Source organism: Thiothrix sp. (assembly GCF_028714775.1).
GTDB lineage: Bacteria > Pseudomonadota > Gammaproteobacteria > Thiotrichales > Thiotrichaceae > Thiothrix.
In genome coordinates this window covers 1-18,402 of sequence record NZ_JAQTLS010000027.1, presented here as the reverse complement: position 1 = coordinate 18,402, position 18,402 = coordinate 1, and the positions used below count along the sequence as shown (strand labels likewise).

Annotated in this window: 17 protein-coding genes; 7 read left to right on the top strand and 10 right to left on the bottom strand. The window is 48.1% G+C overall.

Annotation, left to right across the window (positions count from 1 at the left end):
* Positions 1 to 4 precede the first annotated feature (4 nt).
* Entirely contained in the window at positions 5 to 3,865 is a 3,861-nt protein-coding gene (locus tag PHE17_RS18885) for a CHAT domain-containing protein (RefSeq protein WP_301017470.1), read from the top strand.
* Positions 3,866 to 3,897: 32 nt separating this feature from the next.
* On the opposite strand, the gene PHE17_RS18880 is transcribed toward PHE17_RS18885, so the two are convergent.
* The 3 genes from PHE17_RS18880 to rsxA are packed head-to-tail and all read right to left on the bottom strand — an operon-like array spanning position 3,898 to position 6,862.
* Entirely contained in the window at positions 3,898 to 5,688 is a 1,791-nt protein-coding gene (locus PHE17_RS18880; protein ID WP_301017469.1) for an AAA family ATPase, read from the bottom strand.
* Positions 5,689 to 5,738: 50 nt separating this feature from the next.
* A complete protein-coding gene (gene rsxB, locus PHE17_RS18875) occupies positions 5,739 to 6,272 on the bottom strand; it encodes an electron transport complex subunit RsxB (protein WP_301017468.1) in 534 nt (177 codons plus the stop codon).
* A 14-nt stretch (positions 6,273 to 6,286) separates the two neighbouring features.
* Complete coding sequence (gene rsxA, locus PHE17_RS18870) at positions 6,287 to 6,862, bottom strand: electron transport complex subunit RsxA (RefSeq protein ID WP_301017467.1); 576 nt, start codon at positions 6,860 to 6,862, stop codon at positions 6,287 to 6,289.
* A gap of 311 nt (positions 6,863 to 7,173) precedes the next feature.
* Between rsxA and nifL the strand changes: the two genes are divergently transcribed.
* Positions 7,174 to 8,742 carry a nitrogen fixation negative regulator NifL gene (nifL, locus tag PHE17_RS18865; RefSeq protein ID WP_301017466.1) on the top strand — a complete coding sequence of 523 codons (1,569 nt, stop codon included), beginning with the start codon at positions 7,174 to 7,176 and terminating at the stop codon, positions 8,740 to 8,742.
* Positions 8,739 to 10,301: a nif-specific transcriptional activator NifA gene (gene nifA, locus PHE17_RS18860; protein ID WP_301017465.1), complete on the top strand. Its 1,563-nt coding sequence runs from the start codon at positions 8,739 to 8,741 to the stop codon at positions 10,299 to 10,301. Before nifL ends, nifA begins: the two co-directional genes overlap by 4 nt.
* A gap of 66 nt (positions 10,302 to 10,367) precedes the next feature.
* Here the strand turns inward: nifA and PHE17_RS18855 are convergent, their stop codons facing one another.
* From PHE17_RS18855 to PHE17_RS18840, 4 genes are all read right to left on the bottom strand, one after another.
* On the bottom strand, positions 10,368 to 11,492 hold the full coding sequence (locus PHE17_RS18855; RefSeq protein WP_301017464.1) for an aminotransferase class V-fold PLP-dependent enzyme: 1,125 nt from the start codon (positions 11,490 to 11,492) through the stop codon (positions 10,368 to 10,370).
* Entirely contained in the window at positions 11,493 to 11,879 is a 387-nt protein-coding gene (locus tag PHE17_RS18850; protein ID WP_301017463.1) for a hypothetical protein, read from the bottom strand. It abuts the gene before it with no gap.
* A gap of 88 nt (positions 11,880 to 11,967) precedes the next feature.
* The gene (locus PHE17_RS18845) at positions 11,968 to 12,489 is read right to left on the bottom strand and encodes a MerR family transcriptional regulator (RefSeq protein WP_301017462.1); all 522 of its coding nucleotides are present in this window, start codon (positions 12,487 to 12,489) and stop codon (positions 11,968 to 11,970) included.
* Between the two features lie 15 nt (positions 12,490 to 12,504).
* Entirely contained in the window at positions 12,505 to 12,693 is a 189-nt protein-coding gene (locus PHE17_RS18840) for a hypothetical protein (RefSeq protein WP_093067983.1), read from the bottom strand.
* Between the two features lie 246 nt (positions 12,694 to 12,939).
* Here PHE17_RS18840 and PHE17_RS18835 point away from each other — a divergent pair, with 246 nt between their 5' ends.
* The gene (locus PHE17_RS18835) at positions 12,940 to 13,689 is read left to right on the top strand and encodes an autoinducer binding domain-containing protein (RefSeq protein ID WP_301017461.1); all 750 of its coding nucleotides are present in this window, start codon (positions 12,940 to 12,942) and stop codon (positions 13,687 to 13,689) included.
* A gap of 77 nt (positions 13,690 to 13,766) precedes the next feature.
* Here PHE17_RS18835 and PHE17_RS18830 read toward each other — a convergent pair whose 3' ends face one another.
* A complete protein-coding gene (locus PHE17_RS18830; RefSeq protein ID WP_301017460.1) occupies positions 13,767 to 13,994 on the bottom strand; it encodes a BrnA antitoxin family protein in 228 nt (75 codons plus the stop codon).
* 59 nt (positions 13,995 to 14,053) lie between these two features.
* Positions 14,054 to 14,248: a hypothetical protein gene (locus PHE17_RS18825; protein WP_301017459.1), complete on the bottom strand. Its 195-nt coding sequence runs from the start codon at positions 14,246 to 14,248 to the stop codon at positions 14,054 to 14,056.
* A gap of 486 nt (positions 14,249 to 14,734) precedes the next feature.
* Between PHE17_RS18825 and PHE17_RS18820 the strand changes: the two genes are divergently transcribed.
* From PHE17_RS18820 to PHE17_RS18810, 3 genes are read left to right on the top strand one after another with little or no spacing between them, the layout of a single operon-like run.
* Positions 14,735 to 15,622 (top strand): hypothetical protein, encoded by an 888-nt coding sequence (locus PHE17_RS18820; RefSeq protein WP_301017458.1) that lies wholly within the window; start codon positions 14,735 to 14,737, stop codon positions 15,620 to 15,622.
* Entirely contained in the window at positions 15,619 to 16,764 is a 1,146-nt protein-coding gene (locus PHE17_RS18815; protein WP_301017457.1) for a hypothetical protein, read from the top strand. The genes PHE17_RS18820 and PHE17_RS18815 overlap by 4 nt, the downstream gene beginning before the upstream one ends.
* The gene (locus PHE17_RS18810; RefSeq protein ID WP_301017456.1) at positions 16,728 to 17,429 is read left to right on the top strand and encodes a hypothetical protein; all 702 of its coding nucleotides are present in this window, start codon (positions 16,728 to 16,730) and stop codon (positions 17,427 to 17,429) included. The genes PHE17_RS18815 and PHE17_RS18810 overlap by 37 nt, the downstream gene beginning before the upstream one ends.
* Here PHE17_RS18810 and PHE17_RS18805 read toward each other — a convergent pair.
* On the bottom strand, positions 17,426 to 18,229 hold the full coding sequence (locus PHE17_RS18805) for a nucleotide-binding protein (RefSeq protein ID WP_301017455.1): 804 nt from the start codon (positions 18,227 to 18,229) through the stop codon (positions 17,426 to 17,428). The two genes, PHE17_RS18810 and PHE17_RS18805, sit on opposite strands and share 4 nt — an antisense overlap.
* Positions 18,230 to 18,402 lie beyond the last annotated feature (173 nt).

Below are 18,402 nucleotides of genomic sequence, written 5' to 3'. Positions count from 1 at the left end.
CCCCATGAAAACCACATCAAGCGCGGAGCTACGTTTAACCTTCTCCAATCCGCGCTTGATGGTGCGGGATGACAACACCGAACGGGTAGCGGCTGATACCCAAATGGTGTTTACCTTAAATGGTATGGCAGTCGCCCAAAGTGAGCATTTTCCGTTTATTGCTCCCATCGGTTTACTGGAAGCGGATGACATCAAGTGGTATCTGGAAAGCTACTACATCTGGCCTGTCGGCTTATTCAAAGAACGGGCAGAACGGATTGAACGGTATTTTCCGCAATGGGGCGACAAACTGCTGACAGCGATAACGGCCTCACCTTCAGCACAACCCGTGTTCCAACAATGGCTTGACGCATCATCAAACCATGAACCTGTCTTCAGCCTGTATGTGCAAGTGAGTGATACACCTGAATCCAAAACAGCCGCCAGCCGTTTGTTAGGGTTTCCGTGGGAACTGTTGCGCTACCATGACCAATACTTGCTTACGCATAATCCACCTGTGCGAATTCGGCGTAATCTGCCAAGGTTAGATACATCCTCCGTTACTCCATGCGCTCAAAACCAGACGGTTCTTCGTGTCTTGGCAGTGAGTCCGCGCCCTTCTCAAGCCGGTTACATTGACCACCGCGCCAGTATCAAACCCTTGGTAGAGGCAGTAGAAAGTTTGGGTAAACGGGTGGAACTGGTGCGTGTGAACCCACCGACATTTGAGCAACTAAAAACTGAACTTCGTCAGGCACAAGCAACGGGCAATCCCTTTCATGTGCTGCATTTTGATGGGCATGGGGTATTTGATACCAAGACAGGCAGGGGCGCATTGTGTTTTGAACATCCACTGGACAATAAGAAATTACTGCCTGAGTTTGTGAAGCGGATTTACGCCGATGATTTGGCAGCACTACTAACCGAATATCCTCTGCCATTGGTATTTCTGGAAGCCTGCCAAACCGGGCAAAGTGAAGCAGAGAAACAAGAGCATACCGACCCCAACGCATCGGTAGCGGCAGCCTTGTTGCAAGCGGGTGTGGCCTCTGTCATTGCCATGAGCCATAGCGTATTGGTGGAAACAGCACGGCGGTTTGTCAGCACGTTTTACCAACAACTGGCAGAAGGGCAACGGATTGGATCAGCCGTATTAGCGGGTAGACAAGCCCTGATGCAATCCACTGACCGTATCAATATTGCCGGGGCAGGAACGTTACACATGCAGGACTGGTTTGTGCCAGTGCTGTATCAACGGGAAGATGACCCACGCTTATTCAGCCATGCGCTACAACTGCCCGATGAAACAGAACCGAAATTGTTGCTTGGTGATTTACCAGAAACGCCCAAACACACCTTCATTGGGCGTAGCCGTGACCTGCTAAAACTCGAACGCCTATTGGACAGGCAGCCTTATGCTGTCATCCGGGGTATGGGAGGTATCGGTAAAACAGCCGTTGCGGTAGAACTGGCTCGCTGGTTGGTACAATGCCGCCGTTTTGAGCGTTGCGCATTTGTGAGTGTGGAAACTTACACCCATGAACGTACCATTGTGGACATTCTCGGCAAACAGTTAGTGGATGAAAAATACAGCGTAGCGGAATACGGCAATGATCTGGATGCAGCTTTGCAACCTATCATCCAAGTGTTGCAAACCCAGCGTACCCTGCTAGTCATCGACAACATGGAATCGTTGCTAGCAGATGTGGGCAATACTGAGCCTGTGTTGGCTCTAGCTGATAAGCTGCTGAAGTCATCCCTCAAAATTCGATTACTATTCACAACCCGCGAAACGCTTCCCGCTCCATTCAACCACAAAGCCTACGATATTGAACTCGGCACATTAAGCCTAGATGATGCCAAAAAGTTGGTAATGCAAGTTATGAACAACAAAGGCTTGAGCTTACATGGTGATAATCAGAACAATACGCTAGAGGAAGTGGATGCACTCGTCAATTCAGTGGGATGCCATGCAAGAGCACTAGTATTATTAGCGCAAGAATTGGTTCAAACTGGGGTAAGTGCCACCACCGAAAATGTGCAGCATATAATGATCAAACTAGCAAAGAAGCATCCTAGAAATCGAGAAAACTCATTGTTTGCTAGTGTAGAACTGTCGTTACGAAGGTTATCATCTCCAGAGGTTAGAGAAAAAATCAAAGGATTAGCTGTCTTTCATGATGGTGGACGACCAGAAGAAATAAGCGATGTTCTGGAAATAGACAGAGAAAATTCTCTCAACTTATTAAACGATCTCGTTCATATTGGCTTAGCTCAGAATGTTGGATATGATTTCTTTCGATTTGACCCAAGCCTTCCATTATATCTGCGCCAAAATATTTCTCAAAAGAAATTATATAAAACCAAGCTCTCCTGGATAAGAACCAATGTAAAGCTAGTTGCATTTATTAGTAGCAATGCATCTATAGATACTTCCAAAATGCGTCAATTAACAATATTGCAACGCAATAATTTGATGGCTTTACTTGACAACTTAGAGCTTGGAATTAAAAATAAAGTTTTTGGTTATGGCGAGGCGACTGGAATTGCAAGCTTTATTGAGCAAGCATTTGAGCCAACCACCTTGGAAGTTTGCTATCAAAAAGCAAGAAAAATCAGAAGGGCACTAACAATGCACATAAAAGAATGGAATGCATTTACATTTCAATCAAAAAAACTGGACATTGAATACCTTCTTAAAAAGAATAAATCACAAGCAGCTTACGATGCCGCAATTAGACTACATGATTTAAGCAAGCAGAAGTCTAAATATAAAAGTGCAAAATATGATATTGCCATTACGTATTTGCTTATTGGAAGATCATTAAAGGAGCTAAATAAATACACATTGGCTTTAGAACCTTTACAGAAAGCATATGAGTGCTTTAGTGACATTGATATGGATAAAGAAGTCGCGTCTATGAAGCTAACATCTCTTACTGATCAAGCAGGTTGCTTTATAAATACTGGAGAATATGAAAAAGCCGCATTAATCTATATAAAATCCATTGAGATAAATAAAAAAATTCTTAGTATTCGCGGGGTCGCCACAGCAGCTTTTCAACTCTCTATTGTTAGGCTTCTACAAGATCGCACTGATGATGCACTAAGTGGTTTTAGTACAGTTTTAGGCTTATTTGAAAAACTTAAGGAACCACAATCCATTATGAAAACACTCCACCAGATAGGAATGACATATAGAAAACAAAAAATATATATCAAATCAGAAGATGCTTACAGAAAAGCACTCCCTATTGCATCAAGTCAAGGAACACTTATGGATGAAGCAGATATTTCAGCCGAGCTAGGACTTTTATATAAAGAATGGGGAAAACATGAGCAGGCAATCAAATTTTACAAACAAGCTATAAGCATTGCCGTCAAGTATTCAAGTGCATTCAAAGAGTATAGATGGAGGACAAATTTGGCAAGTTCTCTTATTAGTCTAAAAAAGTATGATGAGGCAAAACATGAATTATCAATTTCCACAATTGCTTGCTCAAATTATTCCCACGAAATTGAACCTTGGAAAATATGGCATACGGCATATCGTTTGCATATGGAGGAAAAAGATTTATCAGCAGCTCACGATGCAAGAAAAAATGCCATTGCCGCATTTTTGGAATATAGAAGGAAAGGAGGCGAAAACTATGAAAAATCAGGCATATTATTTAAGGAAGTATTCCATGCAATCAAACAAAACGTAGCTTCCGATGTTAGTAATCAAATAATAACTTCCGATGAACCACACCAACTGATGAGTATAATAAAATCCATCCTTGCGGGCGAGCGCAATATCATGTCAATAAGCGATAAAGATTTACCATATGATATAGCCACTGAGATTATAATTTTGTTGGATAAGCTAAATGAGGAAAATATTTAAACTAATAAACTCCCACAATCTGAAGTGAGAAATTACACCAACATATCCCACACCAACCGTTCAAACCCCAACGCCACCACCGCCAAACACCGTAACCGCTGCGGCTCACGGTACTTTTCCACCAGCACCACCCGGTATTGCTGCAATTGCTGCGTAGCATCCTGCAATGCCATCACCACCAGCGGAAGCTGTTGCAGCTCTGCCCGCGACATCCCCCGAACCTGTTCCGCACTCAGCCCCAACTCCTTCAGCCCAAGGTATTTAAACTCCAGCACCATATCCAGCAACGCCGGATACTGGCGCATATTCGGGCGCACAATCAGGGTCAAGTCGGAATAACGCCGCTGCAAAGCCGTTTCCGAATCCATGATGTAATAGGTGTCGTTGAACAGCAGCGTCAGGAACGCCGTCTTGATGGTGAGTTCATTGCTCCAACGGTAATCACGGTTGTTGAACACCGCGAAGTATTTGCTTTCCATGAAATCCACCAGCGGCTGCAAATCTGCCGATTGGTAGAACGCCCCCGCCAGATGCCGCACCGTGTCTGTATCCTGCGGGGCTGGCAAAGCGCGTTTGCGCAATTCCTCCAGATACAAACGACGGATCACCAGATTAGGCACGCCGAACGCCAGTTCACCAATCGCCCCGCGCCCGGTAATGGTCAGCACCCCGAAGAAATACAGCAGCGAAATCATGAAGCGTTCGCCTTGCTGGAGAGTTTGCAAGGTTTCCACCCCAAACTTTTCTTCTAACGTATCCACCAGCAAAACGTGTTGCTCATCCAATGCCCGCTGGATAACTGCATCACCACCGGGTTGGGAGGCAATGTAATGGATTTTCCCGGCATCCATCGCCAGATTGCCATCCAGAATTTGCTCCGGTGGCTGGCAATTTTTCTGAAAATGGCGCAAAAAGTAGAAACAGAGTGTGGGGTTATAAACCCGCTCCCGCGTGGTGTCGTAGCAAAAACGGTAGCCGTTATAAAACACCCGCATGGTTTCCAGCATGGTGGCGGCAGTTGTAGCGGGTTGTTGGCATTGCGCCGTCACCGTTTCCACCAAACCCTGCAATTCGCTGGTGGTCAACCCGCACAGACTATTGAATTCATTGTCCAGATAAATGCTGGTGGCGACGTTATAGCCACTGGTCATGTCGCTCATCACCACGGGCGACACACCAGTGATAAATACCCGCCCAACTTTGCCTTCGGAAGCACCGCCCTTGATGGCTTTGAACAGGGTTTTCAAAATGCCTTCGCCATGCAGCAAGGTTTTGTAACGCGCCTCGTCAGGGCGGGTCTGCATCAACACTTCGTTGGCAAAGTTATCGTATTCGTCGATCAGCAAATACAACTGCTGACCGCTGTTTTTGACGCTATTCCCCAAGGACTCGAACGAGGCAATGGCATTTTCCGCGTGGATTGTGACTGGAAATTTCAGGCGTTCCTGATAACGCTGCAAGAACCCTTCAATGGAGGCATTGACGTGATCGAACAGATTTTGGGTAATCGTGCCGACATCACCTTGCGCCGATACTTTGGAAAAATCCCATTGCAGAATCAAATACTGGTTATGTTCCGGCGTAGGGTTAGCACCCACGGCAAGATCACCAAACAGCCGCGCAAATTCGTCAGCCTTGCCGATGTCGTAGTAATTCGCCAACGTCGACAACAACAGGGATTTCCCAAAACGGCGTGGGCGCAGGAACAATAACTGCTGCCCCGCTGTCTCCAGCACAGGAATGCAGGCAGTACGATCCACATACAACATGCCTTTGCTGCGGATATGGTTGAAATCGCTGATACCGTAGGGAAATGTGATCATTCACTCAAGCCTCAATCTGGCGGATACGTCTTGCCAGATTGTAGCATGGCTCAGGCGATGCCACCCACCGCCGGACTCGGCCAATACCACGTCTGCACCGTCGGCGTCAGCGGGCGCATTTCAATGCATTCCGTCGGGCAAACCTCAAAACACTTTTCACAGCCGGTGCAAGCATCGGCAAACACCGCATGAATCTGCTTCGAGCCGCCCACAATCGCATCCGTCGGGCAACGTTTGAAGCATTTGGTACAACCGATGCACAAGTTCTCATGCACATACGCAATCATTGGGCCCTTGTCCGCTACGCCGGAAAGGTCGATGCTGACCCCCAGCTTTGCTGCCAGCGTTTCTGCCAAGGCTTTGCCGCCGGGCGGGCAAGCAGTTACGGGTGCTGTACCGTTGGCAATCGCTTCCGCAGCGGGGGAACAGCCGGGGTAGCCACATTGCCCGCATTGCGAACCGGGCATTAGTGCTTCGACCTCGGCCTGCAAGGGGTTGCCTTCCACTTTCAGGTAGCGGGCAGCTATACCCAACATCCCGCCGAGCGCCATACCTAAGAGCAACAGTGCGAATATTGCAGTCATCGCTTATCTCCTTGTTAGTGGGTCAGACCCGCAAAGCCCATAAACGCCAGTGACAACAGCCCGGCAACCACGAATGCAATCGGTAAACCGCTGAAGGCGGCGGGTGTCTGCGTCAGTGCCAGCCGTTCGCGCAACCCAGCAAAGATCACCATGACCAAGGTGAAACCCACGGCAGAACCAAAGCCATACAACACACTTTGCAGGAAATTGTGTTCTTCCTGCACATTCAGCAGCGCAATCCCCAGCACCGCGCAGTTGGTGGTAATCAACGGCAGGAAAATACCCAATGCCTGATACAACACCGGGGACATTTTCTTAATCACCATTTCGGTAAACTGCACCACGGCGGCAATGACCAAAATAAAAGCGAGGATGCGCAGGAAACCCAGCCCAAACGGTTGCAAGAGCAAATGTTCCAACATCCAGCCAGCCGCCGAAGCCAAGGTAATCACGAACGTAGTCGCCAAGCCCATGCCGATTGCCGAGTCGATTTTGTTGGAAACGCCCATGAAAGAGCACAAGCCCAAAAACTTGACCAGAATGACGTTATTGACCAGTACCGTGCCGAGTAGGAGCAGAAAGTATTCCATTGCGCTTCACCTGAAAATAGCAGTGGAAACGCTAATGCAGGGACTGTGCCATCCGGCTGTAAGCCTTATGTGTCATGGGTTTAGGGCAGATTTTATAGCGTGTGGTTTGTGACAAAAGTGGGTAATTGTCGGATCTGCGACATGAAGAACCCCCTCACCCCCTAGCCCCCTCTCCCTCAAGGGGCGAGGGGGAACAAGAATAAATAACCTCTTAGCCCCTCTCCCCTTGAGGGAGAGGGGTTGGGGTGAGGGGGTTCTTCATGCTGGCACGGCTATTGCAACGTAATAAGCAAACAATCGCGGGAACCGTCATGCATAAGCCAAGTAAGACATTTTCAGAACAATATACCGACATCTCTAGCATCGCCGGGTTCGAGCATGTTGCCCCCGGCCTATCGCTGCAAGCCATCCTCGAAACCGTGGAACAAGCGCCGGTCGCCATTTCCATCACCGACGCCCGCGCCAACATCCTGTACGTCAACGCCGCGTTTGAGGAACTGACCGGCTATTTGCGCGACGAAATCTGTGGGCAAAACGAATCGGTGCTGTCCTGCAAAAACACCCCGATTGAAGTTTACCGCGACCTGTGGCGTATCATCCAAAGCGGCAAACCGTGGCGCGGCACGCTGGTCAACCGCACCAAATCCGGCACACGTTATCTGGCGGAACTCAATATTGCCCCGGTACTGGACGCTAACCGCCGTATCACCAGTTTTTTGGGGATGCACCGCGACATTTCCACCCTGCATCAGCTTGAGCAGCAACTCAAACACCAAAAAGCCTTGTCGGAAACCATGCTCGACCTCGCGCCCGCGATTGTGGTGCTGCTCGACAGCGAGCATCGCGTGCTGATGGATAACCAAGCCTACAAGCAACTCAAGGCCGAATTCGGCACGATTGAGCCTGTCCACCTGTTCCTTGATGCCCTCAACGACCGACTGGATCAGGTGGAAAGCGCCCCCTACGGCAAATTCCAAGACATCCAAGTGCGTTTCGATGCGCCCAATGGCGACGAATGCTGGTTCGCGCTGTCCGGCATCCATGTCGAAGAACTCGATCACGCCGCGCAAAACTACTTCAAACCCAGCAGTGAAGGTGGGCGTTACCTGCTGCTGGTTGCTACCGACATCACCACCCGCAAGGCCGAAGTCGAGCGTTCGCGCATCCAGCACCTCAAAGTGCAAATGGCAGAACAAGAACTCACCAGCAGCATCCGCGAAACCCTTGCCGGAGCGATTTTCCAATTGGAAACCCCGCTCAATGTGATCCAAGCCGCGCTGGATATGCAGCACGCCTCACCGGATGCGCTCTACCCCATCCTGCGGCAAGTGTTGGAATCTTCGCACAGCGCCATCAACGCCATGCGCATGGCACTGCCCAAAGCCGAACAGGGGCGCAATTTCCTCGTCAACATCAACCAAATCCTCAAAGATTTGCTGATCATTTCCACCGACCGGATGCTGGCGGAAGGCGTGGTCATCGACTGGAAACCCGAACCCGTACTGCCCGCGCTGATGGGCAACGAAGCATCATTACGCCGCATGTTCCACTACCTGATCGACAACGCGCTGCTGTCGTTAGAAGAAACCGGGCGCGTGCAGCGTGAACTGCGCATTCATACTTACCTCAAGGAAGGAGCCATCTGGGTGGAAATCACCGACAATGGCATTGGCATCCCCAGCAAACAGCGCCTAAAAGTGTTCGAGCCGTTCCAAAGCGGCTGGAAGCGTGGCAGCGGCAAAGCCGGAATGGGCTTATGCATGGCACAAGAAATCGTCAACAGCCACGGCGGCGGCATCCGTATCGACCCGGATTACACCGGCGGTTGCCGCATCCACATCAACCTGCCACTCAAACACGGCAACGGGGGGATGGAATGAGCAACACGCATGACACCGCCCAACTCACCCAAACCTTAAACCTGCTGGAAGACGAACTGGCCTGTATTTACGCCGTCAGCAAAGTCCTCAGCCGCTCGCTCAACCTCAAGGAAACCTTGCGCGAAGTGCTGCGCGTCTTGCACGAGCAAGGGCAACTCGAATACGGCATGGTCAGTCTGCTGGATGGCGAAAGCGGCGACCTGCTGCTGTTTGAATTGCACACCCAAGACAAGCAAACGGTGGAAAACATCCGTTACCGCGCGGGCGAAGGCATCATGGGTTTGGTCATTGAAATGGACAAACCGCTGATCATCCGCAAGCTCGCCGATGAACCGCGCTTCCTCGACAAACTCGGCGTTTACAACCCGGTGTTACCATTCATTGCCGTGCCAATCCGCGCCCGTGGTGATGAAATTGTCGGTGTGCTCGCTGCGCAACCCCCGGCAGAACTGCATGTGCTCGGCGAACGGCGGCGTTTCCTCGAAATGGTCGGCAACCTGATCGGGCAAAACGTAGTACTCGCCCGCCAAGTCGCCAGCGACAAACAGGAACTGCAAAAGGAACGCGATTCGCTGCGCCGCAAGGTCAAAGGCGAATCCGGTTTCGCCAACCTGATCGGGCACACCCGCTGTATGCAAGTGGTGTTCGACCAAGCGCGGCAAGTGGCAAAATGGAACACCACGGTGCTGATCCGGGGCGAATCCGGCACGGGCAAAGAGCTGATCGCCAACGCCATCCATTACCATTCGCCCCGCGCCAACAACGCTTTCATCAAACTCAACTGCGCCGCATTACCGGACAATTTGTTGGAATCCGAACTGTTCGGGCACGAAAAAGGGGCATTTACCGGCGCGGTCAGCCAACGCAAAGGGCGTTTCGAGCAAGCCGATGGCGGCACGCTATTTTTGGATGAAATCGGTGAAATTACCCCAGCATTCCAAGCCAAGCTGTTGCGGGTATTGCAGGAAGGCGAATTCGAGCGCGTCGGTGGCACGAAAACCTTACACGTCGACGTGCGTGTGATCGCCGCCACCAACCGCAATCTGGAACAGGAAGTGCGGGCTGGCGAGTTCCGCGAAGACCTCTATTACCGCCTCAACGTCATGCCGATCATCATGCCGCCGCTGCGGGAACGCTTGGAAGACATCCCCGACCTTGCCCGCTTTCTGGTCAACAAGATCAGTAACAAGCAAGGGCGACCGCTGGACATTGGCGATAGCGCCATCCGCATCCTCATGCACCACGGCTGGCCGGGCAATGTGCGCGAGCTGGAAAACTGCATGGAACGCGCTGCGATCCTCAGCGCTGACGGGCATATCGACCAGCAAGTGATCCGCCTCACCGGGTTGGAAAGCCATTTGCCGGTGGAAATCGCCCCAGCCAGCCACAAGCCCAAAGTTGACCTAGACTCCCCCGACCTTGACGAACGCGAGCGCGTGATTGCCGCACTCGAAGAAGCCGGTTGGGTGCAAGCCAAGGCGGCACGTTTACTCAACATGACACCACGACAAATTGCCTACCGTATCCAAATACTCAATATTCAAGTACGGCAAATCTGATACCGAATAAAGCGCGACTCCTCTGCGGTATCTTTTCCCCTCAGCGCGGCCTCCGGGCCGCTTTTTTTATGCTCGGATAACCGCCGACACGGTATCCAGTTGCCCCAACGGCGTATAGAAATGCGGCGACAACCGTACCCCACCACCACGCGGTGCACAGAACACCCCAGCTTCCTGCAAACGCCTGAACAAACTGTCATTATCCAGCACCTGTGAGCGGAAGGTCACAATCCCGGAACGGCGTTCCTCGCGGGTGTCACTCAGCACTTCGATACCGGGTATGGCCTGCAAGCCGTCCAGCAGGTATTGCACCCGTGTGCAAAGTTGCGCCCACACCTGTTCCATGCCCGTTTCCAGCAACAAGCCGAGGCTGGCATTGAGGGCGTGGATGCTGAGCATGTTGGGGCTGCCGCATTCAAAACGGCGGGCAGTAGCAGCGGGCTGGAAATCTTGCGCGGTGTAATCAATCATGCCTTCCGTCATGTGCCAACCGTATTGGGTCAGCTTGAGTTGCGGCTGTACTTCGCGGCGCACGTAGAACAGCGCCAAGCCTTCTGGCCCCAGCATCCATTTGTGCCCGTCAGCAACCACGAAATCGGCTTGGATGTGCTGCACATCAAACGGAATTGCCCCCAATTGTTGGATGGCATCGACGCAAAACAGGATGCCCTTAGCGCGGCAAAATGCGCCCAGTTCCGCCAGTTTCATGCGCAAACCGTTGGTGTATTGCACCGCGCTGACACTGAGCACGCGGGTACACCCGTCACACAAGGCCATCAATGCCTGTTCCGGTTCGTCGGGGTAAGCTTCCAAATCCAGTTGGCGGAATTCCACGCCCTGCCCCGCCAGCGATTGCCACGGGAAGCGGTTGGAGGGGAATTCCTGACGGATGCCAACCACATTATCACCCGTCTGCCAGTCCAGCCCGTAGGCGACAAACGACAAACCTTCCGAGGTGTTTTTCACCAAGGCAATGTCTGCTGCGTCGGGGGCATTCATCAGGAGACGTGCTTTTTCGCGCAAGGCTTGTTCCACCGCCAGCCAGCGGGGATAGTCCAGCGAACCTTGGCGGGCGTTTTCGGTAGCGAAAGCGTGGACAGCATCCGCCGTCACTTGAGGCCAAGGCGCAACGGCGGCGTGGTTGAGGTGGATGCAGCTCAACGTGGGAAAAGCGGAGTGTGGGTTATTCATTTACCAAGCATTCCCGTCCAACACAAAAACCTCGTAGGTTTGGGTCGCGCCTTCGATGATGTCTGGCCCGGCAATGGTGGTGTGGTTGGTGGTGCGCACAGCAAAGGTTTTCAGCATGACCGAACGCATATCGGCTGGCCTGTTGGCGGTGGGGAGTGCCAGCGACAACACCACGGTGCGTAAATCGGGAATCGCCTCCATCATCACAGAAACCATCAACCCGATGGGCGTTTCTTGCTGGGAAATCTCCTTCCCGGAAAACTTACGTTCGCCTTGCGCATCGTTGTAAGTCAGCTCCAGCGCGGCGGGATCATCCCCAAGGAAATACAGGGTGATGCCGTCACCTTCGACATGATAGGTTTTCACCTGCACCAGTTCGTTGCTCATAATGTCACCTCTTATCTTTATAGTGTTTGTACGCCTTGAGTATAGTCCGGGGCGCAGTGTCCACGCCCGTTCTTTGGACGGAAGCGTTTCAGTGGCGGGAATGCTGGCGGATCAAGGAGATTTCTTCATCACCAATGCCCAGCGATTCCAGAAAATCCTGATGGGCTTCGGGGGAACGCTGCTCGAATTCACTGTGCCATTTACGCATCCCGGCATCATCCAGCCCGGCGGCACGTAGCACTTCTACCCAGCGTTGCTTGCTCATGGTGCGGCTGTCCTTGAGGGCGGAAGCGGAATCCAGCAGGCGCACGATCACTTGCTGTTGCTGGCGCAGGCGGCTGATGTCGCTATTGAGTTCCTGAAGGTGGCGTTCCAGCACGGCGGTGGGTGCGTCCGTGCCGGAAGCCAGCAGGGTGCGGATGGTTTCCAGCGGTAAACCGGCATCACGGAAGGTCTGGATGTGCGTCATGCGCTGCACGGCCTGTTCTGTATACAGACGGTAGCCGCTGGCGCTGCGCGTCGAGGCAGGCAGCAAGCCAATCGCGTCGTAATACAGCAGGGTGCTGCGTGACAGGCCGAAACGTTTCGCCAGTTGACCGATGGTGTACATCCGCAGCCTCCCTTATCAGCGTGAATGTTGGCGGATTTGCGCGACCTCCTCCGCCGGGATTTGCAGCCATTCCAGAAACGCCTGATGCTGCGCCGGGTGACGTTGCTCAAACAAGCGATGCCACTGGCGCATGGTCGCCTCGTCCAAGCCAGTTTCACGGAACAGCTCGACCCACTGGGTTTTGGTCATGTTGGTGTTTGGCATAATGCACTCCTGTTGTTGATGGGAACAGGGGTAGGCTAAAGGGTGAAGTGGTAGACGGGTCAAGGAATTAAACGAAGCTCATGCACTAATCTGTTCACGTCTTTGTCGCTCAAATCGGTAACACGCCCATTATCGCTGTTTCAGGGCAAGGTGCTGCCGTAATTGACGGCAACAGCCACTGGTGGCATAGACGAGTGTCGGCAAATTTGCTATTAGTCTTGGGGTATACAGCAAGCGCGTAACCTCATGACAGATATTCCATCTCCCCCAACACCCTGCCACCCGTTTGGCGAGGCGTTCACGGCCTTGACCGAAGTTATCAGCGACTTAGGTTTTGACGGTGTGCTGTACTCTTTTTACCCTAAGCCCATGTACATGAGCAAGGAAGTGCAACCTGTGCTGCACTATTCCGAGAGCTTCACCCCTTTCGTAGCCCATTACATCGAGAATAACTACGGCAACCACGACTTCGTGCTACGTTTGGCACTACAAGACTGGAAAAGGGCTATTGACTGGTGGGAAGAAATTTATGCAGGTCACGTTACCCATGAAGAAAGGGCTGTTACCGAAGATGCCCGGAAAAATTTCGGCATACAGTACGGCCTTTCCGTGCCAGCACTGCGGAGCACATTTGCCATCGCGGGAATCTCTGTCATTAGCAAAAACGACAGTTTGAGTCACTTCCAGAATCTGAAAAAGTCGCACCTTGCACAACTATTCACGCTTGCCAGCGAATACCACGCAACTGTGATTAATTCAAAAGAATCGGTACGTTTTTTCATCCAACCGTTGTTGGAAAGCCTCAATGCCACGCAAAAAGCGGTACTCAAACACATCCTGACGGGCAAGCCGATGAAAAGCATTCCAGATACTTGCGGCATCACCCCCAAATATGCAGAAAACGTATTGGCCAATATCCGCCAAGAATTTGGCAAAATCACGACTAACGAACTCATTTACATCCTCGGCATGGCTAACATGCACGAGTATTTATGAATAGGAAGAACAGCACATGCCGGAAATGACAGCGGATAAGCGCACGTCCTAAATTCGGGGGAAACTGCGCTCAAAACTCAGGCAGCCACCTGCTGCTGTTCAGCCTTTATTTCTTCACGAATGACACGGCGTAAGATCGTTTCCAGTGGTTCGCCCTGCTGCTTGATGTGTGCCTTCAATGCTTCGTTGATCAGGCTTTGGTAATTGCCACCACCTTCCACCTGTTTCCGAAACCAGTCAACCACGTCAGGATCAAGCCGGATAGTGATTTTTTCCTTGGTGGTCTTATCGTACTGTTCTTTCATGTGCTACCTGCAAATTGCGTGCGTTCGTTGTTCATAATGTCACCGCTTATCTTTATAGTTCAAGGGATCAAACGCAGCTCATGCACCAATCTGTTCACGTCTTCATCGGTCAGATCGGCAGTACGCGGGTTGTCTGCATGACGCTTGCAGTAGTTTTCATACCAAGCGGCGGCATTCTTGTCCTGTAAACCTTGCGAATCTTTCATCAACTTGTCGAACTGATTTTGTACTTCTGATGAGATCACCTTGGGCATGTTTGTCTCCTAGCAAACAGGTAACACGCCTATTATAGCTGCTTTAGGAATTCGGGTTTTACTACTGCACTTTCTACATCGGTTGTGGGTGTGAGCAGGTGGTTTTCTGTGTTTGCATTTTGTAGCCCACAGCAACATACTTGCTGGACGACTCTCCCCTAGGTGTCCGCACTTGATGCGTTCACTCTGGGGCGGAAAGACCGCCTTCGGGCGGTTTTTTGATTTCTTCACGGATGACACAGCTCAAAACGGTCTCCAATAAGAAGAAGCACCGTAGACATGTCTTTTTTTGCTTTAGTCGCTTTTCAAATTTTATATACACCGTCATTAGCACTGAGCTATAATTAATCAAATTATTGACTTAATGGTGGGCTGAAAATGTCAGAAACTGCTCAAATTGCTCAAATGGCTGTCCAACTTGCAAAATCTATCTCACGATTTGCTGGTTAGGAGCAGGTTGGCCCAAACGACATAGATTGGCACTGTGTGCAACCTCACCACAACAAGAAGACACACCCTGCGGATGCAGTCTATACTTATCATGACCCCTATGACGGAAAACTTACCCAAGTGCTTTTTGACTTTAAAAGCCTTGCTGCTAAAAGTATTTCTGTTGGAGGCATAGTATCTGCACTTAAAAGTTTAGCATTATCATTAGATTGCGCAATGGTAAGCGATTCTTTTACTGAACACTTTCCAGTTCCTCATGACGAAGACAAAAAGGTTATTGCTTGTCTTTTCGTATATAACCATGATCATGCTTACACAAAGAACTTGAATAATCAAATTGCCAATAATATCAAGGAAGATTGGCCAAAACTTAAAAGCCATAGTGAAATAATAATTTTAGACCCAGAAACTCTAATATATTTAAACAGCATACAAATTGATTATTGGGCTACAAAAGGTCAAAAAAATATTCCCGACAATGCTGTTGGCTTTTTTCAACCAGATCATCAATTACAATATCATCGGCGATCTTGCAGCAATAGATATGGTTCTCCTCTTATGTTAGAACAACTTGTTGCTCCATTTCATGTTATTCGTTTTGGAATAGATCAAGCAGGAAAAGAAGGATATATCTTATATTATCGAGGAAAGGGTGAGAGCAGTGACGAATTTATCCATTTGATTGATTACTTATTCACTTATCAAGTAATGGACAGTGCCAGCACGATTACTTTCAAACTTCCAAATGCAACAAACATATCCCACCCAAATTTTCAAAAGTCAAAGAAAGAGTATGCCGAAATGGTTGCTCCAAATTCATCTGTGGCAAAAATGATTTTAGAGCGACTTAGCATCATTGACATGATGTCAATTTCAATTATAAAGCCACAATTCTTTGAATCTGAACTTGGAATGCGCTCATGATCAATACTGATTCTGTTTTTATATATGCCCAACCAAATGATATATATGATGCATTAATCGCAAGCAAGCAAAAACTCACACTATGGCAATTAAGAAAATATGCTCTTGACCATGGATTTATTGTACCGGAAGACATTGAAAGAGAAGCTTTATGTTTAAGAATAGCGAGCATCCCATTTGATCATCTAATGCTACAAGAGCTATCAGAACTACTGAAAACAGAAAGTAGACCGCCCAAAACCAGCAGTCAAAAAGTAGATGGAGAAATTTCATCAGACACATTGAGAGACTTGCTACCTGACTTAAAAGATAAAAGACAGCGAGATAATATAAGCATTAGTCTCAAAGCTGATGGAAGCCCTGTTATTCGTGTAGCATATACAGATATAGATCATAATATTACACGTCTAAAACAACGAAAACCTAAAGAAGCCATTATTGAAATTAACACAACAAATGATGGAAAGACAACACTTCGCTATCCATCTGATGAGCGTGTTAAAGAAATTGTTAATTGCATACTAGATACAATTGATGAACAAGAAAACACATCCCGAAATAGATTTTCTTTAAATTTATCTGAGTTTTTACCCGCACAAACAAATGACTTTTTCTTTCGCCTAATCAACAATATAGAGGACTTACCTTTAGGTCATGTCGTAAAAATTGGCATACATAAAAGCAAATCATCAGAAGATGAGGATGATAATGAAGAAGAAAATGATGAGGTTTCACAATCTTTAGTCTCTCAAATTAACAAAGCCAGTATGTCTGGAAATGATCTCCTTGCGTCCAGAGAGATACAGGAATTCTTGCGCGAAGGGAGATATTATATTCATACTATCCGATGGCAAACACAAATCATGAGTCTAAGAGATAATCAGGATCAACCCATAGAAGGAGCAGTTCGACTTGAGGCTCAGTGTAGTCCCCCTGACAAAATGACTCATTTATCTTATGAGGCTGTTAACTACCTTAAATATGTAGCCGAGAAAAGTAACTTTAATTCAACGCCAGCACAACTATCACGATTATTAAGCAAAAACTATGTGTCCATGATAGAAGAAGCAGCTTATAAATGTTTCACTGAAATAAAGGAAAACTCATGCGGTATCAATGGGTCGATGCAGTCTGGAGACTAGATTACAGTGAGCTGAAAAATGCTCTTCTCAAGCATCCTTATACGGAAGAAGCTGGTTCTGGCTTCATCCTTGATGAGGCTTATCGCAATAATAAACTTTCTGGTCGTTACATTCAGAAAGAAGTAAAAACAATTGAGTCTCGCTCACCTCTAGGCTACATCGAAACTTATTTTCAAACAATCTATCAAAACCATTCTTTCCAAATTGACATGGATTCGCCCTATTCTTTACTATTAATTGATCCACCAAAATCATCCATTCCACTCACATCAGCATTAGGCAGAGCAACATCTTTCAAAATATCTATTCAATCCCCATCCATCAACCTAGTTACATGGCTTGATCTTATTCGGTTGAATTTAAAAAAATACTCTCTACAAAAACTAGATATTGCCCAAGTAAAATTATCAAATAACATTCTAGGAAATCTTAGTTTAAAAGGTGACGGTGATTTACTTGAAGAACTTAAAAAAATCCCCAATAACACTTCAGGAAAAATAATACGTGCCGAATTTTATTTTTCCACTGAAGATGGGGAAGGCAGAGCTACTATTACATATCAAGGAGTTGCAAAAGTACACAACACATCAATCAATAGATATTTTATCCAAATATTAAAAAACACATTAAATGATGTCGCAAAAACGAGAGTAATTAATAACTAGCTCAATAACTCTATATTATTAGACAAATACTCAATAGCCGACTTGGTAAGCCGCAAGCATTTAACTGGACCATCCTGCGTTGGACACTTCACAATACTTATATATCCACTTGATTCAATCTTACTAATCTTCAGACTAATCACACTCGGTTTTTCAACAAGTGATGAAGCAACAAGCTCTAAAGCAAAATCATAATTCATCAATTCATCTCTTGTTTTCTCATAAATCACGCCGAGTATTTTTAATGCACTATAAACCTCACTCATCTTACAGGAATCTATATTTTCAGCAGCAACTTTACTTTCAACATTGATCACTGATGAAGTCGTTGTTTCTTTTTTTTCAATAGCGCCTATTTTTTTTGCTTGACCCCTAACCTTATTACAAAAATCACCAGTTGCGGCTTGATAGTTACCATCATCTCGACCAACCTCATATTCACCTTTACTAACGCCAAGCAAATCAGAAGCTATGCGAATACCACTACCACCTGGAATAGCAAAAAATGCTCTATCCCTGCCTAATTTTCCTGTAAAAAGACCCAATTCAAATAAAACATTATCTCTTGCAGCCATAGTTTCATTGCCACGTATTTTAATCTCATCATCAGGAGAAAATACAAATACGGCAAAATCAGTATTATCTAAGCGCTTTACTAATGTCTCAATATATGATGAGGATAACTCAAATACATTTTGATCCCAAACAGTACATTCAAAATCATTTTTCAAATTAGATTGAATGGCGTATGCAATATCTCTTCCTTCAGTAGATGAACCTATGAAAAGTTTTAGCTTCATTAAATGTCACACCTATATTCATAAATATAGTCAAAATCAAGTTAAACGAGTCTGTCAAATAAACTGTGTAACAAATTTTCATAGGGCGGAGAGCGGGACGCGCTCTTCGCCGAACATGAGTAAAAAGGTCTGCAAAGCAGGCTTCCAGTGGTGGATAACCGACCACTTTTGCG

Excerpts from the sequence above, each read along its gene's own strand:
- PHE17_RS18885 (WP_301017470.1), top strand. The coding sequence starts at position 5 with ATGAAAACCACATCAAGCGCGGAGCTACGTTTAACCTTCTCCAATCCG.
- PHE17_RS18880 (WP_301017469.1), bottom strand. The coding sequence starts at position 5,688 with ATGATCACATTTCCCTACGGTATCAGCGATTTCAACCATATCCGCAGC.
- rsxB (WP_301017468.1), bottom strand. The coding sequence starts at position 6,272 with ATGACTGCAATATTCGCACTGTTGCTCTTAGGTATGGCGCTCGGCGGG.
- rsxA (WP_301017467.1), bottom strand. The coding sequence starts at position 6,862 with ATGGAATACTTTCTGCTCCTACTCGGCACGGTACTGGTCAATAACGTC.
- nifL (WP_301017466.1), top strand. The coding sequence starts at position 7,174 with ATGCATAAGCCAAGTAAGACATTTTCAGAACAATATACCGACATCTCT.
- nifA (WP_301017465.1), top strand. The coding sequence starts at position 8,739 with ATGAGCAACACGCATGACACCGCCCAACTCACCCAAACCTTAAACCTG.
- PHE17_RS18855 (WP_301017464.1), bottom strand. The coding sequence starts at position 11,492 with ATGAATAACCCACACTCCGCTTTTCCCACGTTGAGCTGCATCCACCTC.
- PHE17_RS18850 (WP_301017463.1), bottom strand. The coding sequence starts at position 11,879 with ATGAGCAACGAACTGGTGCAGGTGAAAACCTATCATGTCGAAGGTGAC.
- PHE17_RS18845 (WP_301017462.1), bottom strand. The coding sequence starts at position 12,489 with ATGTACACCATCGGTCAACTGGCGAAACGTTTCGGCCTGTCACGCAGC.
- PHE17_RS18840 (WP_093067983.1), bottom strand. The coding sequence starts at position 12,693 with ATGCCAAACACCAACATGACCAAAACCCAGTGGGTCGAGCTGTTCCGT.
- PHE17_RS18835 (WP_301017461.1), top strand. The coding sequence starts at position 12,940 with ATGACAGATATTCCATCTCCCCCAACACCCTGCCACCCGTTTGGCGAG.
- PHE17_RS18830 (WP_301017460.1), bottom strand. The coding sequence starts at position 13,994 with ATGAAAGAACAGTACGATAAGACCACCAAGGAAAAAATCACTATCCGG.
- PHE17_RS18825 (WP_301017459.1), bottom strand. The coding sequence starts at position 14,248 with ATGCCCAAGGTGATCTCATCAGAAGTACAAAATCAGTTCGACAAGTTG.
- PHE17_RS18815 (WP_301017457.1), top strand. The coding sequence starts at position 15,619 with ATGATCAATACTGATTCTGTTTTTATATATGCCCAACCAAATGATATA.
- PHE17_RS18810 (WP_301017456.1), top strand. The coding sequence starts at position 16,728 with ATGCGGTATCAATGGGTCGATGCAGTCTGGAGACTAGATTACAGTGAG.
- PHE17_RS18805 (WP_301017455.1), bottom strand. The coding sequence starts at position 18,229 with ATGAAGCTAAAACTTTTCATAGGTTCATCTACTGAAGGAAGAGATATT.